Here is a 23,864-nt window from a genome sequence, read left to right on the forward strand (position 1 = left end):
CCCCCCCCCCCCCCCCACCGTGGGGGGAGAGGTTGGCGCTCGCGCGCTGTTAGCGAATACATCGGGGCGTAGAACGCTCTTCCCCATGGCTACCCGTGATGGATTCGCGGTAGTCCGCGTGAGCTATCGCCGCGTGCAGCGTGCGATCGAGCTGTCCCGGTTCGCCGCTATCGTTCGCCGGTTTCGTTCCCGGGGGCCGGCGGGGACGAACGAGCCCGAGCCTCTTCGGCGAGTCGCTCCGCGGTCCGCTTCGCATCCGCCGAGAGCTTCTCCGCGAGGGACCCCGATCCGGCCGGCTTCGCCTTCGGCCGCGGCTCACGTCGTGCGGGCTTCGCCGCTGCCGCCTCCGTCTTCGTCGCTTCCGGCCTTGCGGGATCGGGCTTCGCCGCCTCCGTCTTGGCGGGTTCGCGCTCCGCCGGCTCCGGCTTCTCGGGTGCTTTCTTCACTCGGGAACGGGACGGCCGAGCCGCCGGGACCTTCGCGGGAGCCGCCTTCGCGGCCGCCGGGGTCACCCCGTACGCAGGGGTCGCAGGGGTCGCAGGGGTCGCAGGGGTCGCAGGGGGAGCCGGCGCTCTTTCCTCGACCGGCTTCGCAGCGGCGGACGGCACGTCGGCTTCGTCCTTCTCGGACTCGAGAGGAGGCCGCGCCTCTTTCGCCGGAGGCGGAGTCGGCGTGGGAGCCGGGGCCGTCGGCGTCGGACGGGCCGTCCCGCTACCGGGCAGCGGGATCGTCGGGAACGGTTTCGGTGTCGGAAGCGAAGCGGCCGGCGGAGCCTTCGGCGTGGGAACCTTCGCGGGCGTCGACGGTTTCGCCTGAGCCTTCCTGGTTTTCGGCTTCGAAGCCTTGGCGGTTTCGACAACGACCTTCGCCGGTTTCGGAGCCGGCGTGGGCTTCGCGGACTTTGCCTCTTGTTCCGGCTCCGCCTTCGGCCGCATCTTCGGCACGACCCGTCGCTCGTCGATGTCGCGCAAAGCGCCGGACCTGCTCGGGGCCGGTTCGGACTTCGCCGGCGCCGGCGCGGGAGCGGGCGGCTCTGGCCGAGCCTGCGCTCGCGCCTGCGCGATCTCGGTCGCCACCTGCGCCACCGCACGATCGACGGTTTCTGCTTTCATCTCCGGCATGCGCGGAAGCTCGCCGAACACCTGCTGCCGATGCCTCTGCGCATCCCGCTTGTCCCTGCGTCGCTCGAAGGCACGCCGCATCCCCGATCCGAACTTCTCACGCTGGCGTTGCGGAAGGTCCGTCGCGTACTCCTCCAGCAGTTCCTGGATGACGCGATCGCGCGACTCCTCGAGCGCGACGTCGCGAGCCGCGAGATAGGCCAGCATGGAGTCCTGGAAATCCTTCAACGTCGAAGCGACGTCCTTGGCGGCGCGTGGGAGCGCTGCGCCGTCCCGCACGATCGCCTCCGACGCCTCCGTAAGCTTCCGGAGCGCGCCCTCCGCGGTCTCGCCGATCCGGCCGAGCGCGATCGATCCGGCTTCGGAGAGCCGGGCCGCGGCTGCGTCGGCCGTCGCCGTGGTCTTCTCGAGAACGATGCCTGCCTCGGAGCGGATGCGCTCGGACGCGTGCGCCGCGTCGTCGCGGAGTTGCGCGACGATCGCGTCCACGCGCTCGTTGATCGATCGGGTCGCGTCGGCGAGCCCTCGCTCGACGGTCGACTGGAACTCGGAGACCGACTCGAACGACTGCCGAAGCTCGTCCAGATCGCCGGCGACCGAGGCGTCGAGCGCACCGATCCGTTCACCGAGGCGCTCTTCCGCGGTCTTGACGACCTCCCCCAAGGCACCGCTGCCTGCGGTGGCTTGCTCGAGCTTCGACTCGATCGCGGTCGTCGCGGCGGTGAGCGACTCTCGGAGCTCCTTGCGCGAAGCCTCCACCGTGGCTTGCAGGCTTTCTCGCGCCGACTTCAGCGCTTCTCCGAGATCGGCAGCGGTTCGTTGGCCGCTCTCGGCGAGAGCGTTCCTCGCCCCCTCGAGGGCCGAGACGATCTCTTGGCGCACCGCTGCCACGGTTCCGGGCAGCGCTTCGCGCAAAGCGTCCCCGACCACGGTCGGCATAACGTTCTTGAGCGCTTCGGGGACGGCCGCGTTGATCACCTCTGGGACGACATCGCGGAGAGCAGCCGGGATCGACGCCCGCACCGCCTCGGGGACCGTCACGTGAACGAGCGGCGTGAGGTCCGGCGTTTCGCCCGCTTCGGGCGCCGCCGCCGGGCGCTCGGCCAAACGCTCCGCGTACTCTCGTGTCTCCGAGACGCGCGCGGAGAGCGCTGCGACGTCGCCGGTCAGCCTCGCGATCGCGTCGCGCACACCGACCATGAGATCGTTGAGCGCTCGCTGCTCGCGAACCTGTTCGTCCGTCGGCTTAGAGAGAAGCTCGTCGATCCTTCGGTACAGATCCGACTGCTCGTCCACGAAGCCTCCCTTGCATGCCGTACGAGGTCTGAAGAACACGCGCCGTTGCGGCGGGAATCGCCCGAACGCGACGCGCGAACGCATCCTAATCGCGCAGCGTGAGCAGGAACAACGACCGGCCTGGAATCGAAGCAAGGATTGGTGTATACGTAAACCACTCGGCCGCAAAGCCGAGTGCCGGGGTAATCCCCCGAGCGCATCCCCCGCAGGGAGGGGCCCCCCGCCCCTCCCTGCCCCCTTTTTCGACTCGATGTCCTTGGCGTTGACGTGGCTGGTCGGGGTCAGGGGGTGTCGGTTCTGGCTTTGATTCCTTCTTCGGTGATCGGGGTGATTCGGTCGTAGAGGGTGGTGCGTTGGGCGGGGAGGCGGTTGATGGCGCGGATGGCTTCGTTGAATTGGGTGGGGGCCATGCGGATGCCGTGGGAGGCGCCGGCCATGCGGGAGATCGTTTCTTCCATGAGGGTTCCGCCGAAGTCGTTGCAGCCGCTCCGGAGCATCAGCTGGGAGCCTTCCACCCCGAGCTTGACCCACGAGACTTGGATGTTGGGGATCGCCTCGTGAAGCAGGATGCGCGCGAGCGCGTGCATGCGACGGTTCTCATCGGTCGTCGGGCCCGGGCGCGCTTTGCCGGCGAGGTAGATCGGAGCGTTCTGATGCACGAACGGAAGCGGGACGAACTCGGTGATGCCGCCGGTGTCTTCCTGGATCCTCCTGATGCGACGGAGATGCGCCACCCAGTGCGGCGGTGCATCGACGTGGCCGTACATGATGGTGGAGGTGGAGCGGATCCCCAGCGAATGCGCGGTGCGGATGACTTCTTCCCACGTATCGGCCGGGAGCTTGCCCTTCGTCAGCACCCATCGCACTTCATCGTCGAGGATCTCCGCCGCGGTTCCCGGCGTCGATCCGAGCCCGGCGTCGCGCGCTTCGGTGAGCCACTCGCGGAACGAGATCCCCAGCCGCGCCGCGCCGTTCATCACTTCCATGGGGCTGAACGCATGGATGTGCATCTCCGGCACGCGCGCCTTGATCGCGCGGAGGATCTCGAAGTAATGATCGCCCGGCAGATCCGGGTGGATGCCACCCTGGATGCAGACCTCGGTCGCGCCGTACGCCCAGGCCTCCTCGGCCCGGCCGGCGACCTCGTCCAGGGATAGGAAATACGCATCGGGGTCCACGCGCCGCTGGGCGAACGCGCAGAAACGGCAACCGACATAGCAGATATTGGTGAAGTTGATGTTGCGATTCACGACGTACGTCACGACGTCGCCGACCGCGTCCCGGCGCAAACCGTCTGCGATGCGGCAAAGTGCGTCGAGGTCTTCCCCCCTCGCGTCGAAGAGCGCGAGCGCGTCCGCGTCGTCGACCGGTATCCCCTCCGACGCCCGCGCCAGGGCCGCGCGGATCTCGCTCGGCGCACGGCGGGGCGACGAGCGCCATGCGCGCGAGAGATCGACCTCGAGCGCCTCCCAGCTCCCGTGGATCTCCGACGTGTCGTCGCGGAGGCCGCGGCTCAGCTCCACATGTGAGGCGGCGTCGTCCTCGATCGAGCGCATCGCGCCACCCATGGCTGCCTGGGGCACGACGTCAGGCTCCTGCCAGGCGACGCCGCCGGCCCGGGCGCCGGCGCGGGCGAAGCCGTCGGGATCGGCGAGCGCCTCGACGGCGGCCGTGACGCGACCGTGCAGCCACGGGTCCGGCCGGAGCGCATAGTGCGGATACACCGTCAGCCGCGGCCGGAGCTCGTATCCGCGCTCCTCGGTCGCGCGGCGGAGGCGTTCGAGGTTCGGCCAAGGCTTCTCGGGGTTCACGTGATCCGGGGTGACCGGAGACACGCCGCCCCAGTCGTTGATCCCGGCATCGAGCAGTCTCGGGAAGTCGTCGTCGGACAGGTTCGGCGGCGCCTGGAGATTCGCGCGCGGCCCGAGCACGAGTCGTGCGACCGCGATCGCCGCGAGGAACTCGTCCTCGCCGGGGTCGGGATGCCTGGACATCGGCGTCGCAGGCTTCGCGCGGAAGTTCTGAACGATCACTTCTTGAACGTGCCCGTACTTGCGCGATAGCTCGCGGATCGCGAACAGCGACTCGGCGCGCTCCTCGAGCGTTTCTCCGATGCCGACGAGGATGCCGGTGGTGAAGGGGATCGCCAGCCGGCCTGCGTCCTCGATGGTTCGAAGACGAACCGAAGGCTTCTTGTCGGGCGAGCCGTAGTGAGCCGCGCCGGGTGTCGCGTAGAGCCGCTCGGAGGTCGTCTCCAGCATCATGCCCATGCTCGGTGCGACCGGCTTCAGCCGCATCATCTCTTCCCACGACATGACGCCGGGATTGAGGTGCGGCAGCAATCCGGCTTCCTCGATGACCGCGATCGCCATCGCGCGGACGTACTCGAGCGTCGTCGTGTAGCCGCGCTCCGCCAGCCAGGCGCGGGCCTCAGGCCAGCGCATCTCCGGCCGGTCGCCGAGGGTGAAGAGCGCCTCGAGGCAGCCGGCTCGCTGCCCCGCCCGCGCGATGTCGAGTACCTCCTCCGGCGAAAGGTAGGGAGCGGCGAGCCGGTCGGGCGTCGTCGCGAACGTGCAGTAGCCGCACCGATCACGGCACAGGCGCGTGAGCGGGATGAAGACCTTCGGGGAGTAGGTGACGACGCGACCGACGCCTGCGTCTCGGACCCGTTGCGCGACCGAGAGTAACCGGTCGAGATCCTCGCCGCGAGCCGACAGCAGCGCCGCCGCCTCTTCGACAGAAAGGACTTTGCCGTCCTCCGAACGATGGAGCGATCGGCGGATCTGGTGCGCGAGGTCGGTCACGGTCGGCACGCGAGGCCGGGCATCGCGGCGGAGCCTACCACGGTGCCAACCGGCCGGTGACCGGGTCTCACCCGCGGTGGCGGAGGCCACGCACCGGCGGCCATACTCGACCGGTGATCGTCGTACTCGCCGGTGGCGTGGGCGCCGCCCGGTTCCTCCGGGGGGTGGTTCGGTCTGTGCCGCCGGGCGAGGTGACCGTCATCGGAAACACCGGTGACGACTTCATCGTGTACGGCGTCCACGTGTCGCCCGATCTCGACATCGTGACCTACACGCTCGGCGGTGCGATCAACGACGCGCGCGGATGGGGGCTGGCCGGCGACACGCACGGACTGCTCGAGGAGCTGCGCAGTCTCGGCGTCGACGCCTGGTTCACGCTCGGCGACCGGGATTACGGAGTCTGCCTGTTCCGGACGCTCGCGCTGTCGGCAGGCCAGACCTTGTCGGATGTGACCGCGCGGATCGCGGAGCGCTTCGGCGCCGGGATCCGGTTGCTCCCGATGACCGACGCGGCGGTTGCGACGCACGTCTCGGTCGCGGACGAGGACGGCCGCGAGCGCGACCTGCACTTCCAAGAATACTGGGTCCGGCGCGGTGCGCGCGACGACGTCAGGGCCGTCAGGCTCGTCGGCGCCGAGAACGCGCGGCCGGGGCCGGGCGTGCTCGAGGCGATCGCGTCCGCCGACGCGGTCCTGATCGCGCCGTCGAACCCGGTGGTTTCGATCGGCACCATCTTGACGGTGCCGGGGATCCGCGACGCGATCCGCGAAACGCCCGCCCCGGTCGTGGGGGTCTCCCCCATCGTCGACGGCGCGCCGGTGCGCGGCATGGCTGACAAACTGATGCCGTCGGCCGGCGCCGAGGTCTCGGCGCTCGGAGCCGCCCGGCTCTACCGCGATGTGCTCGACGGCTGGGTGATCGATCTCCTCGACGCGAACCTCGGGCAGGTGATCGCCTCCGAGCTCGACGTCCGCGTCGAGGTCGCGCAGACCTTGATGCACACGGTCGAGGACGCGACCGCGCTCGCGAAAGTGACGCTGGATCTGGCCGAGGCGCTCGCAACGGACTGAGTTCGGTCCACGTACACTCGACTGCGATGCGGATCGAGATCATCCCCGTCGAAGGGCTGCCCGAGATCGGACCGGGCGCCGACCTCGCGACGCTCATCGCGGATCATTCATCCGTCCGCGACGGCGATGTGGTGGTCGTGACGTCGAAGGTCGTATCGAAAGCCGAAGGAAGGCTCGTCGAAATCGACCCAACCGACCGGGAGCGCGCTCGCCGGGAATGGGCGGAACGGGAGACCGTTCGCGTCGTCGCGCGGCGTGGAGACCTCGTGATCGCGGAGACCGTGCACGGATTCGTGTGCGCCCACGCCGGCGTCGACGGCTCCAACGTGCCGGCGGATCGGATCGCGCTCCTGCCGATGGATCCCGACGGCAGCGCGGAACGCCTCCGGCAAGGGTTGAAAGCGCGTGGGGCCGCCGCGGGGATCGTGCTCAGCGACACGTTCGGCCGCCCGTGGCGCGCCGGGCAAACGAACGTCGCGATCGGCGTCGCCGGCCTTGCGCCGATGCGGGACCATCGCGGCGAGAAGGACGTGTTCGGCACCTTGCTCGAGGCGACCGTGATCGCGGTCGCCGACGAAGTCGCATCCGCCGCCGAGCTCGTCATGGGCAAGAACGACGGGATCCCCGTCGCCATCGTTCGTGGCCTTCCGGCCCGATGGCTCGGAGCCGGCAGCGCCCGAGAGCTCGTGCGGCCACCCGACGAGGATCTGTTCCGCACCGGAGTCATCGAGGCGGTCGAGGCCCGCAGATCGATCCGCACGTTCTCGACCCGCGCGGTTCCGAGAGACACGATCGAGCGCGCCGTGGCCGCCGCCGCAACGGCCCCGGCACCCCACGGATCACGCGCGGCGCCCCCGTGGAAGTTCGTCTGGCTCCGCAACGAAACACCGCGCGGCCGGTTCCTCGACGCGATGGAGCAGGCCTGGCGACGTGATCTGATCGACGACAAGGTCCCCTCGGGGAAGATCGACCGGGCGATCGCGCGCTCCCGGAGGCTCCTCGGAGGGGCGCCGGTCTTGCTCGCTTGCTTCGTCTCGCTCGCAGGGGCCGACCCCTACACCGACGCTCGCCGCTTGCTGGCCGAACGCGAGATGTTCCTGAGCGCAGCCGGAGCGAGCGTTCAAAATCTGATGCTCGCTCTGAACGCTCAGAGTGTCGCCTCCTGCTGGCTGTCGACCAGCATCTTCTGCAGCGACGAGGCGGCCGGCGCGCTCGGCATCGACAGCGATTGGCAGGCGGTGGGCTGCGTGGTCGCCGGTTTTCCCCTCGAAGGGCCCGCGGCCCGAGGCGCGATCGACCCCTCGGCCTTCCTGGATATCCGGTGACCATGCCGGCCTGCGGGGGCCGTGCTATAAAAGCCCCTCGTGGCAGACAAGAGGGCAACGAAACGAGAGCGTCGCGACGACGCTAAGCGCCGCCGTTTGGAAGAGTTGCGTCGCCGCCAGCGGCAGGCGCGCCTTCGCAAGCTGGCGATGGCCGGCGTGGCGGGACTCGTCATCGCCGGGATCGTGGCGCTGGCCCTTCTGCTCGGCGGTGACGAGAACAGCGAAGCGTCCAACAGGCTCGCCGCGGCCGCGGGATGTGAGCCGGTCGAGAACCCAGCGCTCCTTGCGGTCGACCATATCCAGCCCCCTGCTACGGCGACCTACAACACGAACCCGCCGACGTCTGGGAACCACTACAACGCGCAGGGACTTGGACCGATCACAACCGGCATTCATCGCGCGGTCGTCCAATACGAGGGGTCTGTGCACAACCTCGAGCACGGCCACGTCGTCATCTACTACAAGGAGTCGGTTGGACCGGCGATCGCCGCCATACTCGCGGAAGTGGTTCGCAGCGACCCGAACTGGATCATGCTCGCACCCGCCCACTCGGACATGCCTTCTCAGGTCGCGTTCACCGCGTGGGGCCACATCCAGGAGTGCAACACACCGAACGAGCAGGGGCTGAAGGCCGCGGCCGAGGACTTCGTGGAGCGTTTCCGCGACAACGCGCCGGAATCCGCGCAGGGAACCCCTGAGCCCGGCACCGACTCGGCCGTGCCGCCGACGACCGCAACCCCGACCGGTTCCGCTTCGCCGAGCCCGTCGCCCACCAGCACCTGATCGGTCAGCCCGAAAGCGCTCCACCGGCCGGCTCACCGATCGTCACCCCGGAGTAGTCAACCTCGACGCCGCGACCGCGCCAGCCCTGGGTTGCGAGCACGGTTCGCACGTCGTCGCGGTTCGCCGGTGGGCACGCGATCAGCAACGAGCCGGCGAGCCCGGCTCCAGCCAGCTTCCCGCCGTACGCGCCGGCGTGCTTCGCGAGGAGGAGAACCCGGTCGATCTCCGGCGTCGAAACCTGCGAGTGGAGCCGTCGTTTCGCCTTCCACCCTCGGTCGAGCATGCAGCCGAGCATCACCATGTCACCGAGCTCGAGGGCGGTCTTCACCTCGTATGCGATCTCCTTGAGCTCAGCCAGCGCCGCAAGGGTCTCAACGTGATCCGCCGAGATGCGGCGGGCAAGCTCGGCCAGCGGCCACGCGGAGTTCCGGCGACCACCGTTGGAGAAGAGCATCAGATTCTGGGCGAGATCGCGCCGGGTCTGCTCCGTGATCCGGATCGGCGTGACGGCGACCGCGCCGTCGCGGGCGAACTCCAGCAGATTGAGGCCGCCGTGAGCTGCGGTGTATTGATCCTGCTTGCCGCACGGTCGTCGCAGGACCGTCATCTCGATCCGCGCTGCGATCTCGGCGATGCCGTTACGGTCGAGCGGTTCTCCGAGGTATGCGGCCGAGGCGGCCACCAGCGCAACGCATATCGCCGCCGACGCTCCGAGGCCGCCTCCGGCCGGCAGCTCGCTCGTCGCGGCGAGTCGCGCACGGTCGAGCGCGAAATGCCACGCGACGGCTTTCTGAAGCGTGAGGAACTCTTCGGCGAGGAAGGGGTAGCGGACGCGACGAGCGACCCGATCGGCGGGGATCAGCTCACGGGACCCGTGATCCAGTGACACGAGCTCGAGACCGGTCGCGCACAGGCCGACGTGGGCGGCAGCGCCGATCCCGATCGCGGACGAGACGACCGCGCCGCCGTGACGCTCGTAGTAGGCGGGAACGTCGGTGCCACCGCCGGCGAGGGAGACCCGGCCCGAGGCGCGCGCGTATACGGTCGTCATGAAGGGGTCCTCTGGCTGAAACGCGGGCGGCCGATCCGTCGCCGGTTCGTATCCGGCGGCGGACCGGCCGAAACGCCTTGGTTAGGCTCCGCGAGCTACGTTCGGAACGGGCTGGACCGGGGTGCGCTCGCCTTCGGGAAGGACCGCCGAAAGCGCCTCCCACACCGCGGACGCAAGGAAGCGGCGGTGGCCGCCCAGGGTCCGGATGTAGGGCAGCTTGCCTGCGTCCGCCCAGCAGCGCACGGCGCGGTGGCTGACGCGGAAGAGCATCGCGACCTCGCCGGTCGTGAGGAGCGCGTCCTCGCGACGGTGACCGTTCTGGATCGCCATCGCCTGACGGCGAAGACGCTCGATGAGGCGCTCACGCGTGCCGCTCGTGTACGGGGTCTTAGTCATCTGCCTCGCCCTCCTTCAGGTTCCGTCGCCCGGAGCCGCTACAGCGCGGCATCCGTGCACCAAAGGAAACGAGCGAGCGAACGAAACCGCACGCACAAGTAGGAGGTTCCTCACGTGGGCCGCCTCCTCGGATCCCGGCGAACCAGGACGCACCGGGCGGCGCTCGAGGCGCTCGAATGGAGAATGGGGACGTTGGTCCCGCCGGGACGTTGGTCCCGCGGGCCGTTCCGGACCGCTAGCCGCGCATGAAGCCGGTGGCTCGAGCCTCCGGTGTCGGGGGCTCCAGCTCCCGCGGGACGCCGAGAGCGGAGATCTCCCCGAGGAAAACCAGCGCGTAGGGAGAGGCCGCGCCACCCGCCCCGCCGGCGGCGACCTTCAAGAGGACCGCGTCCTCGCGGCGCCACACGATCGAGCCTTGGAGCCAGCCCGCGCCGCCTCGCAACGCGACCGCCACCTCATCGCCGTCCTTCAGTTGATCCATCAGATTCTTATCCATCGCTCATGCTCCTCCGAGTTCGGACCGGAACCAGTCGATCGTGCGTTGCAAGCCCTCGCGCACGGGAACTCGCGGTTCCCACCCCAGCAACTCGCGGGCGCGGCTGATATCGGGGCGGCGGACACTGGGGTCGTCGACCGGTCTGGGCTCGAACGCGATCTCCGAGGTCGATCCCGTCAGCTCTTTGATCATCGAAGCCAGCTCGAGAACCGTGTACTCCTCGGGGTTGCCTATGTTGACCGGGTCGTGCTCGCCGGACGCAAGAAGCCGGATGAACCCCTCGATCAAGTCGTCGACGTAACAGAAGCTCCGGGTCTGCGACCCGTCCCCGTGGACGGTCATGGGCTCGCCCTTCAGCGCCTGCACGATGAACGTGCTCACCGCGCGCCCGTCCATCGGGCGCATGCGAGGCCCGAAGGTGTTGAAGATCCGAACGATCCTCGTGTCCAATCCGTGGAACCGGTGGTACGCCATGGTCATCGCCTCGGCGTAGCGTTTCGCCTCGTCGTAGACCCCGCGCGGGCCGATCGGGTTCACGTGGCCCCAATAGCTCTCGGGCTGCGGGTGGATCTGTGGATCCCCGTACACCTCGGACGTCGAGGCGATGAAGTAGGTCGCCTGCTTGGCTTTCGCGATCCCGAGGGTGTGCCACGTCCCGATGGCGCCCACCTTGAGCGTGGGGATGGGATGGGCGAGATAGTCGATTGGGGACGCGGGGCTCGCGAAGTTCATGACCGCGTCGATGTCGCCGTCGGGGAACAGCGGTGTCGAGATGTTGTGCTCGACGAAGCTGAAGCGGACGTTCGCGGACAGCTCTTCGATGTTGTCCCGCCGTCCGGTGATCAGGTTGTCCACGCAGACGACCTCATGCCCGTCGTCGAGCATGCGCGTGCACAGGTGGTATCCGAGGAACCCGCCGCCGCCGGCGATCAAGACTCGCATCGGTTGAGGAGGATACCTGAGGGAACCGGCGCCGACGCGGGAACCTCTAGCGGCCGACTCCCTCATAGGTGAATCCGAGCTGGCGGAGCATATGCGGATCGAGGAAGTTCCGCGCGTCCACGACGACCGGAGTTGCCATGACGTCGCGAACCCGCGCGAAGTCGAGCCAGCGGAACTCGTTCCATTCCGTCAGCAACAGGAGCGCGTCCGCTCCTTCGACGGCTTCGACGGCTCCCGGAGCCCGCTCCACGCCGTCGAAGGTCCGTCCGGGATCCACGGCGGGGTCGTACGCGCGGATCCGCGCCCCGCGCGCCAGGATGTCCCGGATCACGGCCAGCGAAGGCGAGTCGCGCACGTCGTCGGTATTCGGCTTGAACGCGAGGCCCCAGACCCCGATCGTCCTGCCGGCGAGTCCCCCGACGAGTCGCTCCAGCTTGCCGGTGATGACGCGGTGCTGCTCGTCGTTGACCTCGAGCACCCCGCGGAGCAGCCCGAAGTCGTACCCCTGGTTCTCGGCGACCTGGATCAATGCCCGGCAGTCCTTGGGAAGACACGAGCCGCCGAACCCCGGGCCGGGTTTCAGGAACTCGAAGCCGATGCGCGCGTCGTAGCCCATCCCGAGCGCGACCTCCTTGACGTCGGCACCGACCTGGTCACAGATGTTTGCGATCGCGTTGATGTAGGAGATCTTCGTCGCCAGGAACGCGTTCGACGCGTACTTGATCATCTCTGCGGTCGCCGGGTCGGTGACGATGAGCGGTGCCCCCAACGGCCGGAAGAGCTCGGTCAACAGGCCGGCAGCCCGCTCGCTATGCGTGCCGATGACGACCCTGTCGGGGTGCATGAAGTCGAACACGGCCGAGCCTTCACGCAAGAACTCCGGGTTCGACGCGACGTCGAACTCGATCTGAGCAGGGAGCCGCTCGCGGACGATCCGCTCGACCAAGCGGGAGGAACCGATCGGCACCGTGCTCTTGTTGACGATGATCTTGTAGTCGCCGATGTGCTGCGCGATGTCCACGGCGGCCTGCTCGACGTGGGATAGATCGGCGCTCCCGTCCTCGGCCGGCGGCGTCGGCACGCAGATGAAAACGAACTGCGACTTCCGAACGCCCTCGCCAAGATCGGTGGTGAACCGCAGCCGCCCGGCGTCGAGGCCGCGTTGCACGACTTCCTCGAGACCCGGCTCGTGGATCGGGATCTGGCCGCCCCGGAGCTTCTCGACCTTCTCAGCCACGACGTCGACGCAGGTCACTTCGTGACCGAGGTCGGCGAAGCAGGACCCGGTGACGAGCCCCACGTACCCGGTGCCGACGATCGTGATCTTCATGCTCGCTCCCCTACCCGGTCTCGCCAATACTCCAAGGTGTCCCACAAGGTCTGCTCGAACGGGATGCTCGGCTCCCATCCAGTCGATTCTCGGAACTTGGTCGTGTCGGCTTGAAGCACGAGAACGTCTGAGGGGCGCATCCGCGTCGGATCCTGACGGATCTCGATCGGGACCTTCGCCATCCCGATCAGCATGTCGGCGACATCGGCGATCTTCCACGCGCGCCCAGATCCGATGTTGTAAACGTCGCCCGGCTCGCACCGTTCGAGCGCGAGCCAGTACGCCTTGACGACGTCGCGCACATCGCTGAAGTCCCGTTGCGCATCGAGGTTGCCGACGTTGAGCACCGGCTCCCCCCGCCCGGCTTCCGCGAGCGCGATCTGCTGCGCGAAGCTCGAGATGACGAACACCTCTCCGCGGCGCGGGCCTTCGTGATTGAAGGCGCGGGTGCGGACGATGTGCATCCCGTAGGACTTGAAGTACTGGAACCCCATGAGGTCCTGCGCGACCTTGGAGACGGCGTAGGGCGACATCGGACGTAGCGGGTTCGTCTCCCGGATCGGAAGCTCGGAGTCGAGCACCTCGCCGTATTCCTCGGACGAGCCTGCGATCTGCACGCGGGCGTCGGGAAGGTCTGCCCCGCGGATGGCCTCGAGAAGGTGGACCTGGCATTGCACGTTCGTCGTGAGCGTCTCGGCCGGCGCCGACCAGGACGCGGCGACGTAGGACTGGGCGGCGAGGTGGAAGATCCGGTCGGGACTGAACGTCGCGATCACGTGGCGGGCGGCCGTTCCGTCGCGAAGGTCGGCCTCGAACAAGGTTACTCGGTCGCGCACCTCGGCGAGGTTCTCTTGCTGCGACCGCCACCGCATCGTGCCCGCGACCTCGTGCCCCAGGCTCAGACAGTACTCGGCGAGGTGGCTGCCGACGAAGCCGGTGACACCGGTTATGAGGACGCGCAAACCACTCTCCAGATCGGGGCTCGGGCTGCGGGGCACTGCGAAATTAGAGGTTAGCATGGGCCCCCGTGGCCCACCACCGGCTCCCGGAACGCATCCTGATCGTCTCGCACTCGTATTTCATGCGGGATACGAGGCCTCGGCGTCATGCGCAAGCGTTCGTCGACGCCGGCTGGGGGGTCGACGTCCTGTGCGCGCGCGACGAGGGCGAGTCGAGGCGCGAGCACGTCGCCGGCGTCGAGGTTCACCGGCTCCCGGCAAGGCGCCGGCGCGGATCGAAGGGACGCTACGCTTTCGAGTACACATCGTTCGGCGCGATGGCGCTCGGGGCGATCGGCGCGATGCATCTCCGGCGTCGATACGACGTCGTGTACGTCTTCGGGATCCCGAACATCATCGTCCGGAGCGCGCTGGTGCCCCACCTGGCGGGTACGCGGATCATCCTCGACATGCGCGATCCGTTGCCGGAGTTCTTCCAGTCGCGCTACGGGTTCGCCGACGATCATCGCGCCGTCCGAGCGCTGCTGCTCGAAGAGCGGCTCAGCTGTCGCTACGCCACGCACGTGCTCACCGTCATCGACGCCATGCGCGACCTGTTCCTGCGCAGCGTCGCTCCCGAGAAGATCACCGTCGTCCGCAACGCACCGGACCCGCGCCTGTTCTCGCGCAGCGACGAACTGCCGGCACGAGATCCGGCCGACCGGACGATCTTGTACGCAGGAACGGTCGCCGGCCGGTACGGCGTCGACCTGATCGTTGAGGCGGTCGCCAGGCTCAAGGATGCGATCCCGGGTATCCGCGCGAGGATCGTCGGCGACGGCGACCTCGTGCCGCGATTGCGCGAGATCGCGCGAGCCAACGGGATCGAGGACCGGGTGTCACTCGACGGACCGGTGCCGCTGGACGCGATGCCGGGCATCATCGCCGGCTCGTGGCTGGGCGCTCAGCCGCATCGAGCGGATCCGTTGATGCGCTACAGCTTCTCGACCAAGTTGCTCGAATGGGGCGCGCTCGGCCTGCCGGTGATCTGCTCGGCGACCGAGGCGGTCGTCCGCGAGTTCTCGGACGAGGAGATGATGTTCATCCGACCGGGGGACGTCAACACGCTCTGTGAGCGGATCCTCGAGGCGCATCGGGATCCCGAAGGGCTCGCGCGCAGGATCGAGGGAGGGCGAGCGGCGGCGGGACGGTTCGACTGGAACGTGGAGCGCGAACGCCTTCTCGAGGCGGTATCCGGCGTAGAGGCGTCGCGCCGGGCCGGTCGCACGGGACTATAATCTGCCGCCGGAAGTGACCTCCTTCTCGATCCGCACCGACCCCGTTCGCCGCCCATGAAGACTGCCCAGAGCGCCCACGACGCCGTCACGCGCATAAGCGCAGGACAGATGGCCTCCCCGCGTCGCTATATGCGGGAGGCCTGGGAGCGGCGCAGCCTCGTTCGGGTGCTCGCCAGCCGCGAGCTGAAGAGCACCTACGAGATGAACGTCGTCGGGTTCGCGTGGTGGATCCTCGAGCCCCTCTCGCTCACGCTCGTCTACGTCGTGCTCGTCAGCTTCATCCTCAAGGCGGCCGAGCCTGCCTTCCCCCTGTACGTACTGACGGCGCTCCTTCCGTTCAAATGGATGACCTCGTCGCTCAGCGGGGCCATGGCCGTCGTGCGCAGCAACACCAACCTCATCCAGGACCTCTACTTCCCGCGGGCGTTGCTCCCGATCGCCGAGGTCGTCACCTCGTTGGCACACTTCGCGGTCGGGCTTCTGATCGTGCCGATCTTCATGGCGGTGTATGGGATCGCGCCGTCCTGGCATCTGGTCTTCCTTCCGGTGATCATCGCGGCTCAGTTCATCCTCTGCCTCGGCCTGGCCTATCCGCTGGCGGTGTGGGGGCTGAACTACCGCAACCTGCCGGGCTTGATCGGAAATCTGTTCCGGCTGTGGCTCTATCTCTCGCCCGCGTTGTGGGCGCTCGAGACGAGGGTGAAGAATCCGAACTTCCGCAACCTCGTTCGGTTGAATCCTCTGACGGGCTTGTTCGAGAGCTATCACGGTGTGATCGGCGTACTCCCCGTCCCCGGATCCGAGACCCTCACGAAGCACGTCGTCCCCGGCTGGGGGCTCGCGTATTCGGCAGGCTTCGGCGTCGTCGCGTTGCTGCTCGGCGGCTGGTACTTCATCCGCCGCGAGGCCCAGTTCGGAAAGATGCTGTGAGCGACTACGCGATCCGCGTTCGCGACTTAGGCATCCGCTTCTTGCTCCGCCACCAGAAGGCACCGACGGTGCACTCGGGCCTGGTGAGGTTCCTCAAGCGCGCGGGGAAGCCCGAGGAGTTCTGGGCGCTGCGCAACGTCACGTTCGACATCCCTTCGGCCAGCGTGTTCGGGATCATCGGCCAGAACGGATCGGGGAAGTCGACGATGCTGCGTGTGCTCTCGCGGATCCTCGCGCCGGACGAGGGCGAAGTTGAGCTGCGCGGTCAGGTTTCGAGCTTGCTGTCCCTCGGCGCCGGCTTCCACGCGGAGCTGACCGGTCTCGAGAACATCACCTACAACGGGATCCTGCTCGGGCTCAGCCGCCAGGAGATCGAGCGGCGGAAGGACGCGATCATCGAGTTCTCCGGTCTCGGCGAGCGGATCGACACGCCGGTGCGCACGTACTCGACCGGGATGCGCGCGCGCCTGGGATTCAGCGTCGCCGTCCACGTCGACCCCGAGATCCTCGTCGTCGACGAGGTCCTCGTCGTCGGGGACGCGAACTTCCGGGAGCGATGCGCGAACAAGATGCGAGAGCTTTTCACAGCCGGCGCGACGGTCGTGATGGTCCAGCACAACCTCGAGGCGGTCCTGCAGATGTGCCACCGATGCCTGTGGCTCCAGAACGGCAGGATCCGCCAGCTGGGTGATCCGCTCGAGGTCGTGAACGCCTACCTCGCCAGCCAGAACATCCCGCCGATGTCGATGCCCCGGAACCAGCTGCAGGGCATCGTGAGCGAGACGATGCCCTAACGGTTCGCCGTCCGGCTCTTAGAGCCAGGCTTCGTCGGAGAATGTGATGTCGTGGGCGCCGGCTGCGTTCGTGTTCCGCAGGAACCAGCTGGACCCTCGCACGACACCCACGGTCGTATGGCCGTCGCCGTCCCAATCACCCACGACGTGGACGTCCGTGGCGGCTCCGAACGCGAACGTGATCGCGGCGTACGGGCCGAACCCGTCGTTCAGGTACCACGTGTTGCCGCGCAAAACGCCGGGCGAGTCGGCGCCGTCCCCGTTCCAGTCGCCCACGACGGCGACATCCGTGGGCTGGCCGTACGCGAACGAGACGTCGGCGATGTTGTCGGTTCCGTTGTTGAGGTACCACACGTTGCCGCGGACGAGCCCGGGCGTGTCGGTCCCGTCGTCGTTCCAGTCCCCTACCACCGGACGGTCCGTCGTCTTCCCGTAGGCGATCGAGATGTCGGCGATGGCGTCGAAGCCGTTGTTCAGATACCAGAGATTGCCGCGGACGACGCCCGGGGTAGCGATCCCGTCGCCGTTCCAGTCGCCGACGATCGGCCGGTCGGTCGTCCTCCCGAACGCGAACTCGATCTCCGGCGAGGCATCGAAGCCGTTGTTGAAGCGCCAGACGTTCCCGCGCCGGAAACCTCCGGTTTCGGTTCCGTCCCCGTCCCAATCACCGGACAGCGGATCGCCCGAGGGAGCCCAGCGCCCATACATCTTGAGCCCAGAGAGCTGCGGCCGGAACGCGGTGCACCCGAGGGCGTTGAACTTGGGATCCACCCCGAAGAGGTTGCCGCCGCCGTCGATGATCGGCTTCGGCGAGTTCGTGCTCTTCAGGAAGCGCTCGGCGAGGAAGCCCGCATTGTCGAACGCGATGTTGTTCGCCCCCGTCACGTCCTGTCCGCGCAGGTTCGGGTACCACCACTTGCCGGTGGACTTGCCCATCAGATTGCGCTCGAACGTCGTTCGCGTCGTAGCGCCCACGACCATCACGTTCTGGGACGCGTTGTACAGCGTGTTGTTGCGGATGATCACGTCCTCCGCTCCCCCTTCGGAGCCGCCGCCCACCTTGATGTTCTCGCCGTTGCTGGCGTTGAACATCACGTTGCGTTCGACGATGCCCGGGCCGGGCTGATCCTCGACCTTCAGGCCGATGTAGAGGTTGTGGTCGAGGAACGGCGGATGAGCCGCGTACGTGTCGTGGATGCAGTTGCCGGCGATCCGCCAGCCGGACGGCTGTCCGACCACGGTTGATCCGACGAACAGACCGGCGTAGGAGCGAGCGCCCCAGATCTCCGCGTTCTTGAACGTCCAACCCACGCCGTGCATGATCTTCACGAGTGGGTCGCTCGGCGTTCCGGTCGCCGGATCCCACATCGCGTTGATCCCGTCGAAGGTCCAGTAGTTCGATCCCCTGATCTGGAGCACGCCCTTCACGATCGGGACCTCGCCCGGGTAGGCGGCCACCGTGATGGGGTTACCGGCGGTCGCCGGGCGGTACACGACGCTCGTGATCCGCTCGACGTACGTCCCGCCGCGCACGAGCAAGGTGTCGCCGGGGAACAGCGAGGCAAGCCCTTTCCCGACTGTTCTCCAGGGCGCGCCGAGCGTGCCCGCGTTCGCGTCTGCGCCCGAAACCGAGACGTAGAACGTCGATGCGGCCCGTGCCGGAGCGGCCCGCAACACCGCGAGCGAGACGAGGACGGCCACGGCAAGGGCAAGGGCGCGCCCGCGACGTGCGTCGGTTGGGAACGAAGAACGGACGATCTCCACCACTGATGTTTTTCGGCCATAAACGCCCGAGACTTGACCAGCGTGTTTACGCAAAGGCCCTGGTAGTCCGCGTCGGCTACGGCGACCGCCTCCGACGGGTCTCAAGGCGTCCTCCGGCCGGGCCGACGTTGAGGATGAAGAAGGGGGGTTTCGTCCGTTGCATTCGCATCGATCGACGCTCGCGGCGCTGACGCTGGCGAGCGTGGCAGCGGCCGCTTCGCTGGTGTTCGTTCACCCCGCGCTCGGAGCCGGTACGCCCCTGCCGTCGAACGCCGTGCTCGTAGCCGAAGGACACGGCTGGGGTCACGGGCGCGGCATGGGTCAGTGGGGCGCGAAGGGCCAAGCCGACGCCGGCAAGACGTGGTCCCAGATCGTGCTGTCCTATTACTCCGGCGTCACCATCGGCACGCGGCCGGCCGACGAGGATCTACGGGTCCTCGTCGAGACTTCCTCCGACGTCCTCGTGTCGAGCGCCGCGCCGTTCACGGTGAAGTGGATCGGGCAAGGGACGCTCGCAGCGAGCGATGCCACGTTCAAGTTCTTCCGCGCGCGGCACGATGGAACCGTGTACATCGTCGAGAAGTCCGCGTCCTCCACCGGGCCCTGGACCGTCGTCGGCACGAACACGGTGCCGGCGCGATTCATGCCGGGCACCGAGCTCATGCAACACGTCGAGGAATCCGGCGTCGTTCGCTACTACCGCGGCTTCGTCGACGGGATCAAGACCGGGACGACGTCGATGCGAACCATCAATGAGCTCACGATGACGCAGTACCTCTACGGTGCCGTCCCGCGAGAGATGCCGGCCACTTGGGCGCCAGAGGCGGTTCGGGCGCAGTCCGTCGCCGCTCGCTCGTACGCCACGTACAAGCGCGACGGCGCGCGCGCCGCCGGTCAGAACTACGACATCTGCGCGACGACGTCGTGTCAGGTCTACCTCGGCGCCGCCTCACGGCCCTCCGTCGCCTCGACCACAGTGACCCAGCTCGAGCACGCGGCATCGAGCGCAGCCGTCGACGCCACGGCGGGCAAGGTACTCTTCTCGGCCGGGAAGCCGATCCTCGCCGAGTACTCGTCGTCCACCGGCGGCTACTCGGCGGCGGGCAGCGTCTCCTACCTGTCCGCCGTTCCCGACCAGTACGACTCGGTCTCACCGCATCACGATTGGACGACCGACATCACCGCGACGTCGATCGAAGACAACTGGCCCGAGATCGGCGAGCTCGTCGGCGTCAACGTCACCGAACGAAACGGCTTCGGCGAATGGGGCGGCAGGGTCTTGAAGATGCAGCTCATCGGAACGATCAAGACCCTGACGATCAGCGGAGAGACGTTCCGCTCGGCCTTCTCGTGGCCGTCGAGCGGTGGCGTAAAGAGCACCTGGTTCCGGATCGCCACCTTCCAGGGCGTGCTCTCCTCAACGCCGGGGAAGCTTCCGGTGGTGGCCGGAGCCTACGGCGTGCTCCCGATCTTGATGAAGAACACGGGCACCGCAGCGTGGCCGCTCGGTGGAGCGGTCCGTCTGGCGACGCCGGCACCGAGCACGTTCGCCGGTTCCGGATGGATCTCTTCGACGCGGCCGGCGGCGGTCACTTCGAACGCGAGCGTTCCGGGGAAGACGTCGATCGGTCCGAACGAGGTCGCCCGGTTCGACGTGCGGCTGAACACCGGCCTCCTGGCGCCGGGGAGCTACACCCAGGAGCTTCGGCTCGTGAACGACGATCTCGGGACCTCGATCAGCAGCCCCTTCACGATCGCCGTTCCGGTGGTGCTAAGCATCGTCGGGGTCGTCCGCGGCAACACGTGGTACCTGCACACGGGAGCAGCGGACACGACGCTCGGGTTCGGGAAGACAACCGACCGGCCGATCGTCGGAGACTGGGACGGCGACGGCACCGACACCCCCGGGCTCGTACGCGGCAACGTCTGGTACCTCAACAACGGAACCGACAACATCGCCGACGTCTCCTTCGCGTTCGGGAAGACGACCGACCTTCCCATCGTGGGGGACTGGAACGGCGACGGGACCGACTCGCCCGGCGTCGTGCGGGGCAACCTTTGGTACCTGAACAACGGCTTCGACAGCACCGCGGAGATCTCGTTCGGCTTCGGCCAGCCCACCGACGCTCCCCTCGCCGGCGACTGGAACGGGAACGGCACCGACACGCCCGGCCTCGTGCGCGGCAATATCTGGTACCTCAACAACGCGTTCGACAGCGTCGCCGAAACCTCGTTCGCGTACGGGCAGGCGACCGACCGCCCGATCGCCGGAGACTGGGACGGCGACGGGACCGACACCGCCGGGCTCGTGCGCGGAAACGTCTGGTACCTCAACAACGGAACCGACGCGATCGCCGACGTCTCGTTCGCCTACGGACAGCCCACGGATGTTCCCATCGTCGGCGAGTGGAGCGGCCCGCCCAAGACCACCCCCGCCCTCGTGGAAGGGAACGTCTGGGGGATCAACATGGGATTCGATCCCGATGCCGACGCCGAGGTGGCCTACGGCGCGCCCGACGACCGGCCGGTCGCCGGCGACTGGGACGGCGACGGAGGCGAGACGCCGGGCGTCTTCCGCGGCAATGTCTGGTACCTCAACAACGGGTTCGGGCCGTTCGCCGACGTATCGTTCGCCTACGGGCAGCCCACCGACGCTCCCCTCGTCGGCGACTGGGACGGCGACGGGACGGACTCGGTCGGGGTCTTCCGCGACAACGTCTGGTACCTCAACAACGGCACCGACAACATCGCGGACGTCTCCTTCGCCTTCGGCCAGGCCACCGACATTCCCGTCACCGGTGACTGGGACGGCGACGGGACCGACACGCCCGGTGTCGTGCGCGGCAACGTCTGGTACTTGAGCAACAGCTTCGACGGGCTCGCCGACGTCACGCTGACGTTCGGATCGGCCGGCGGAACACCGTTGGCCGGCGACTGGGACGGCGACGGTACCGACACGCCCGGCCTCGTCCAGGGCTCCACCTGGAAGCTGAGCAACGGCTTCGACGGCGACGTGGACATCACGTTCTCGTTCGGGTCCGGCTCTGGGCGGCCGGTCGTGGGACGCTGGATCGGCTGAGCGCGACGGATCCGGCCGGAGCTCAGCGACCGGATCGCGAGGCCGCGGGCCGAGCGGATGCGATCCGCTCGTAGGTCTCGACCAGGATCCTGGCTTGGGCTTGCCACGTGAAACGTGCGGCGGCGGCGGCGGCGCGACCCCGAACCTCCGACAGCCGGCCGGCGGGTGAGACGAGGCGCCGGACCGCCGACGCGATCGATCCGGGATCGGCGGCGTCGAAGAGCTCTCCTACCTCGTGTTCCGACACGATACGGCGGATGTCCGGGAGGTCGCTCGCCGCCACCGCGAGCCCGGCGTGGAGGTACTCGAAGAGCTTGTTCGGCGCCGCGAGCAGGTTGTTGAGGCCGACGGGAAGATACGGCGCGAGACCAACGTCTGCTCCGGCGACAACGGCGACGACGTCATCGGGGTCGATCGGCCCGTAGAACGCGACGCGGTCGCCGACGCGCTCGCGTTCCACGAGAGCGCGCAGCTCGGCCTCCAGCGGGCCCCAGCCGATCATGACCGTCCGGCCCGCGTCGAGCATCCGCGTCGCGAGGACCAGATTCTCGAGGCCCCGGCCCGTCGTGAAACCGCCCGCGTAGACGAGCAGCGGTTCGCTGCCCCGGCGCAGCCCGGCGATCGGGCTGGCCGCCGGATCGGGCGGCGTCGAGCCGGGCGGGCAGTTCATCACCACGACCGGCTGCTCGATCGCGTAGCGTTCCGCCAGGACGTCGCCCCGCGCCGGCGACGGCACGATGACGGCGTCCGCTTCGCCGATAAGCCGCCGCTCGACGCGCCTCCAGCGCTCGCGCTCCCCGGCGCCCAGCCCGGGCATCTCCGTGTACAGCTCGTGCGCGTCGAAGACGAGACGAGCGCTATGGGCCCGCGCGGCGCGCCACGCCGGCTCGAGCGTGTTGAGATCGTGCGCGTGGTAGACCTCGGCCGGGACCGAGCGCGCCGCGCGGGCGAAACCGCGACCGAGGACGACGTCGCGCAACCAGACCGCCTGTGCCGGTCGCGCGAACACGCGCCGCCCGACGGGAGGACCCGCGTGGCCTGCGGCGCCGAGGATCGTGGGCCCGGCCAGCCGCCCGGCGCGCACCGCTCGCAGGACGTGTATCCCGTCGCGCTCCTCGCGCTCGGGAAGATCTCCTGTCCCCAACGCGAGCACGGTCACCTCGTGCCCCGCTTCCACGAGCGAGCGGGCCTCACGCAGGACCCGGGCGTCGCGAACGAAGAGGTTCCGAACCAGCATGCAGACGCGCATGGGAAGTGCTACCCGGCCCGCGACGCCCGGCCCTCGCCCCAGCGTCCGATGTGCTCGGCGATGCGCTCGCCGGCCTTCCCGTCCCAGAGCGGCGGCCGCGGTCCGGTGGGACGCGGTTCCTTCACGGCCGCGAGCGCCTCACGGCGGATGCGCTCGGGGTCGGAACCGACGAGCCGGTTCGTCCCCATCTCGATCGTGATCGGACGCTCGGTGTTCGCGCGGAGCGTGAGGCACGGGACCGACAGGATCGTCGTCTCTTCCTGGATGCCCCCCGAGTCGGTCAGTACCACGCCGGCCTCCGCCATGAGCCGCAAGAAGTCGAGGTATCCGAGCGGCTCGACGACCGTGAGCCCGCGGACCGCGCCGTCCATCCGCGGCGCGAGACCCTCAAGGCCGAACCGGTCGATCATCTTCGCCGTCCGAGGATGCGCCGGGAACACGATCGGGAACTCCCGCCCGACCTCCGATAGCGCGCGAAGGATCCCGGTGAGCACGACCGGATCGTCGACGTTGGACGGCCGGTGCAACGTCACGAGCCCGTACGCGGCGCCGCCGAGCCCGAGACGCTCGACGACGTCCGAGCGCCGGGCGTGCTCGCGATGTCGCTCGAGCGAGTCGATCATAGGATTGCCGACGAAACGGATCCCATCGGCGGCGATCCCTTCTCGGAGGAGGTTCGCCTCGGCTTCGGGCGAGGTCGTGAACAACAGATCCGAGACCTGATCCGTCAGGACGCGATTGATCTCCTCCGGCATCGCGCGATCGTAGCTGCGGAGCCCGGCCTCGACGTGCGCCACCGGCACGCCGAGCTTCGCGGCGACGAGCGCGGCCGCGAGGGTCGAGTTCACGTCTCCGACCACGACGACGAGGTCGGGATGTCGATCTTCGATGACCGGCTCGATCCGCTCCATAACGCGCGCCGTTTGAACCGCGTGCGACGCCGAGCCGACGTCGAGATGGATGTCCGGCTCCCGCAATCCGAGGTCGGCGAAGAACGCATCGGACATCTCGGTGTCGTAGTGCTGCCCGGTGTGCACCAGGATCGTCTCGATGCCGCGCGCCTCCAACGCGCGCATCACCGGCGCCGCCTTCATGAAGTTCGGGCGCGCTCCTGCGACGTGCAGTACGTTCATGTGCGTCGTCGGCTTCTGTAGGGGATCTGCTCCGATGAGGCAGGCGTATCGTACCGTGTAGGCTG

The 23,864-nt window shown here is 68.3% G+C and carries 18 protein-coding genes; 7 read left to right on the top strand and 11 right to left on the bottom strand.

From position 1 onward, the window contains the following. Nucleotides 1-167 precede the first annotated feature (167 nt). Both WEB06_03550 and WEB06_03555 read right to left on the bottom strand, forming a co-directional pair. Nucleotides 168-2,417, bottom strand: coding sequence for a hypothetical protein (locus tag WEB06_03550; GenBank protein MEX2554689.1), 2,250 nt, complete (start codon nucleotides 2,415-2,417; stop codon nucleotides 168-170). A gap of 281 nt (nucleotides 2,418-2,698) precedes the next feature. Then, nucleotides 2,699-5,221, bottom strand: a complete 2,523-nt coding sequence (locus WEB06_03555; protein ID MEX2554690.1) for a bifunctional FO biosynthesis protein CofGH — start codon at nucleotides 5,219-5,221, stop codon at nucleotides 2,699-2,701. A 113-nt stretch (nucleotides 5,222-5,334) separates the two neighbouring features. Here WEB06_03555 and cofD point away from each other — a divergent pair, with 113 nt between their 5' ends. Genes cofD through WEB06_03570 form a run of 3 tightly spaced genes read left to right on the top strand, consistent with a single transcriptional unit; the run spans nucleotide 5,335 to nucleotide 8,399 of the window. Next, nucleotides 5,335-6,291, top strand: coding sequence for a 2-phospho-L-lactate transferase (gene cofD, locus WEB06_03560; protein MEX2554691.1), 957 nt, complete (start codon nucleotides 5,335-5,337; stop codon nucleotides 6,289-6,291). Beyond that, the gene (locus WEB06_03565) at nucleotides 6,288-7,616 is read left to right on the top strand and encodes a coenzyme F420-0:L-glutamate ligase (protein ID MEX2554692.1); all 1,329 of its coding nucleotides are present in this window, start codon (nucleotides 6,288-6,290) and stop codon (nucleotides 7,614-7,616) included. Before cofD ends, WEB06_03565 begins: the two co-directional genes overlap by 4 nt. 39 nt (nucleotides 7,617-7,655) lie before the next feature. Continuing rightward, on the top strand, nucleotides 7,656-8,399 hold the full coding sequence (locus WEB06_03570; protein MEX2554693.1) for a DUF3105 domain-containing protein: 744 nt from the start codon (nucleotides 7,656-7,658) through the stop codon (nucleotides 8,397-8,399). A gap of 4 nt (nucleotides 8,400-8,403) precedes the next feature. Here WEB06_03570 and WEB06_03575 read toward each other — a convergent pair whose 3' ends face one another. The 6 genes from WEB06_03575 to WEB06_03600 all read right to left on the bottom strand — a co-directional run bounded on the left by WEB06_03575 (nucleotide 8,404) and on the right by WEB06_03600 (nucleotide 13,576). Beyond that, on the bottom strand, nucleotides 8,404-9,450 hold the full coding sequence (locus tag WEB06_03575; GenBank protein ID MEX2554694.1) for a hypothetical protein: 1,047 nt from the start codon (nucleotides 9,448-9,450) through the stop codon (nucleotides 8,404-8,406). Nucleotides 9,451-9,531: 81 nt separating this feature from the next. Beyond that, a complete protein-coding gene (locus WEB06_03580; GenBank protein MEX2554695.1) occupies nucleotides 9,532-9,846 on the bottom strand; it encodes a helix-turn-helix domain-containing protein in 315 nt (104 codons plus the stop codon). A gap of 235 nt (nucleotides 9,847-10,081) precedes the next feature. Next, the gene (locus WEB06_03585; GenBank protein MEX2554696.1) at nucleotides 10,082-10,342 is read right to left on the bottom strand and encodes a hypothetical protein; all 261 of its coding nucleotides are present in this window, start codon (nucleotides 10,340-10,342) and stop codon (nucleotides 10,082-10,084) included. A gap of 3 nt (nucleotides 10,343-10,345) precedes the next feature. Next, entirely contained in the window at nucleotides 10,346-11,284 is a 939-nt protein-coding gene (locus WEB06_03590) for a UDP-glucuronic acid decarboxylase family protein (GenBank protein ID MEX2554697.1), read from the bottom strand. A gap of 46 nt (nucleotides 11,285-11,330) precedes the next feature. Next, a complete protein-coding gene (locus tag WEB06_03595; protein MEX2554698.1) occupies nucleotides 11,331-12,614 on the bottom strand; it encodes a UDP-glucose/GDP-mannose dehydrogenase family protein in 1,284 nt (427 codons plus the stop codon). Continuing rightward, nucleotides 12,611-13,576, bottom strand: a complete 966-nt coding sequence (locus WEB06_03600; protein MEX2554699.1) for a GDP-mannose 4,6-dehydratase — start codon at nucleotides 13,574-13,576, stop codon at nucleotides 12,611-12,613. Before WEB06_03600 ends, WEB06_03595 begins: the two co-directional genes overlap by 4 nt. Before the next feature lie 65 nt (nucleotides 13,577-13,641). On the opposite strand from WEB06_03600, the gene WEB06_03605 reads away from it, so the two are divergent. The 3 genes from WEB06_03605 to WEB06_03615 are packed head-to-tail and all read left to right on the top strand — an operon-like array spanning nucleotide 13,642 to nucleotide 16,574. Further along, entirely contained in the window at nucleotides 13,642-14,850 is a 1,209-nt protein-coding gene (locus WEB06_03605; protein MEX2554700.1) for a glycosyltransferase family 4 protein, read from the top strand. A gap of 54 nt (nucleotides 14,851-14,904) precedes the next feature. After that, nucleotides 14,905-15,780: an ABC transporter permease gene (locus WEB06_03610; protein MEX2554701.1), complete on the top strand. Its 876-nt coding sequence runs from the start codon at nucleotides 14,905-14,907 to the stop codon at nucleotides 15,778-15,780. Next, nucleotides 15,777-16,574, top strand: a complete 798-nt coding sequence (locus WEB06_03615; protein MEX2554702.1) for an ABC transporter ATP-binding protein — start codon at nucleotides 15,777-15,779, stop codon at nucleotides 16,572-16,574. Before WEB06_03610 ends, WEB06_03615 begins: the two co-directional genes overlap by 4 nt. An 18-nt stretch (nucleotides 16,575-16,592) precedes the next feature. Here the strand turns inward: WEB06_03615 and WEB06_03620 are convergent, their stop codons facing one another. Continuing rightward, nucleotides 16,593-18,275 carry a hypothetical protein gene (locus tag WEB06_03620; GenBank protein MEX2554703.1) on the bottom strand — a complete coding sequence of 561 codons (1,683 nt, stop codon included), beginning with the start codon at nucleotides 18,273-18,275 and terminating at the stop codon, nucleotides 16,593-16,595. A gap of 220 nt (nucleotides 18,276-18,495) precedes the next feature. On the opposite strand from WEB06_03620, the gene WEB06_03625 reads away from it, so the two are divergent. After that, a complete protein-coding gene (locus WEB06_03625) occupies nucleotides 18,496-21,417 on the top strand; it encodes a SpoIID/LytB domain-containing protein (GenBank protein ID MEX2554704.1) in 2,922 nt (973 codons plus the stop codon). Between the two features lie 22 nt (nucleotides 21,418-21,439). On the opposite strand, the gene WEB06_03630 is transcribed toward WEB06_03625, so the two are convergent. Together WEB06_03630 and wecB are read right to left on the bottom strand one after the other, a co-directional pair. Then, nucleotides 21,440-22,666, bottom strand: a complete 1,227-nt coding sequence (locus tag WEB06_03630; GenBank protein MEX2554705.1) for a glycosyltransferase — start codon at nucleotides 22,664-22,666, stop codon at nucleotides 21,440-21,442. 8 nt (nucleotides 22,667-22,674) lie between these two features. After that, nucleotides 22,675-23,799 carry a UDP-N-acetylglucosamine 2-epimerase (non-hydrolyzing) gene (gene wecB / locus WEB06_03635; GenBank protein MEX2554706.1) on the bottom strand — a complete coding sequence of 375 codons (1,125 nt, stop codon included), beginning with the start codon at nucleotides 23,797-23,799 and terminating at the stop codon, nucleotides 22,675-22,677. Nucleotides 23,800-23,864: the final 65 nt, after the last annotated feature.

Source organism: Actinomycetota bacterium (assembly GCA_040905475.1).
Lineage (GTDB): Bacteria > Actinomycetota > AC-67 > AC-67 > AC-67 > DATFGK01.